At 68.5% G+C, this 1,570-nt stretch carries 2 protein-coding genes; both read left to right on the forward strand.

Features of this window, described 5'->3' with window-relative positions; all coding sequences use genetic code 11:
* The coding region (locus tag AB0I34_RS44100; RefSeq protein ID WP_360458715.1) for an iron ABC transporter permease at positions 1-633 on the forward strand (633 nt) is incomplete at its 5' end.
* Positions 630-1,570: iron ABC transporter permease (locus AB0I34_RS44105; protein ID WP_360458718.1), on the forward strand; the 941-nt coding region annotated here is incomplete at its 3' end. The genes AB0I34_RS44100 and AB0I34_RS44105, both read left to right, overlap by 4 nt.

Below are 1,570 nucleotides of genomic sequence, written 5' to 3' on the forward strand. Positions count from 1 at the left end.
TTCGGTGGTGCGGCCGTGGCCGGTGTGTCGGTGATGCTGCTGGCCGGGTCAGGCAGCGGCCGGGTCAGTCCGGTCCGGTTGGCGCTGGCCGGTGTTACGGCGAGCAGTCTGTTGATCTCGCTGACGCAGGTGCTGATTATCTTCGACGAGAACTCGACCGACAGCGTGTTGTTCTGGCTGGTCGGCGGGGTGAACTTCGGTACCTGGCAGGACGTTCGCAACCTGCTGCCGTGGTTGGTGCTGGGTTTGATCGGTGCGTTCGCGATGGCACGGCCGCTGAATCTGCTGGCGCTGGGCGATGACATGGCGCGTGGTCTGGGCCAGAACGTCGAGCGGACCCGGATGATCGGGTCGGGGCTGGTGATCGTGTTGTGTGGCGCGGCGGTGTCGGTGGCCGGCCCGGTGGCCTTCATCGGTTTGATTGTGCCGCACATCATGCGCCGGATCGTGGGTTCGAGCTACACGGTTTTGTTGCCGTTGTGTGCGGTCGGCGGTGGGGTGCTGGTGCTGTATGCCGACATTTTGTCGCGCTATGTCAAGCCGCCGTTCGAGGTCCCGGCCGGTGTGGTGACCGCCCTGATCGGTGCACCGATCTTCGTGTATCTGGCCCGTCGGCAGAAGGTGACCTCATGACCAGTACGGCGATTCTGGCGCAGCATGTACGCCGGACCTCTCTGGCCAGGCGGCATCCGGCCGCGTTGATGGGGACGCTGGGTGTGTTGGCGGTGGTGCTGAGTTTCTACAGTCTCAGCGTCGGCGCGACGGATGTGTCGATGGGTGATGTGTTGCGTGCGGTGGTCGGTGACACGAGCGATCAGGCGGCGCAGATCGTGGTGCAGTTCCAGTTGCCGCGGGTGCTGTTGGCGTGGCTGGTCGGGATCGCGTTGGCGGTGTCGGGTGCGGTGATGCAGGGCGTGATCCGTAACCCGCTGGCCGCGCCGGATGTGGTCGGCGTGACCAAGGGGGCCGGGTTCGCGGGGATGGTGTTGCTGCTGGCGGTCCCGGGGGTGCCGGTGTTCGCGGTCGTCCCGGCCGCGTTCGTGGGTGGCCTGGCCGCGGCCGCGTTGGTGTATCTGCTGGCCTATCGCCGCGGCGCGACGCCGGTGCGGATCGCGCTGGTCGGGATCGCGGTCTCGGCCGCGTTCGAGGCCGGGATCCGGTTCCTGCTGGTGCGCAACCCGCTGGATGTGTCGGCGGCGTTGATCTGGCTGACCGGCAGCCTGTTCGGGCGGTCGATGGGCTCGGTGCTGCAGATCCTGCCGTGGGTGCTGGTGCTGGTGCCGCTGATCGTGGTCTGGGCCCGCAAGCTCGACGTCCTCGGCCTGGGCGACGACCTGGCCGCCGGGCTGGGCGAGCCGGTCGAGAAGACCCGCCGGCTGCTGCTGCTGTTCGCGGTCGCGCTGGCCTCGGCCGCGGTGGCGGTGTCGGGCACGATCGGCTTCGTCGGACTGATCGCCCCGCACATGGCCCGCCGCGTCTTCGGCGGCCGCCACCTCGCGTCGATCCCGGCCGCGGCGTTGTTCGGCGTGTTGCTGATGCTGTTCGCCGACATGATCGGCCGCGGCCTGGC

The sequence above is a fragment of the Kribbella sp. NPDC050281 genome, assembly GCF_040655855.1.
Lineage (GTDB): Bacteria > Actinomycetota > Actinomycetes > Propionibacteriales > Kribbellaceae > Kribbella.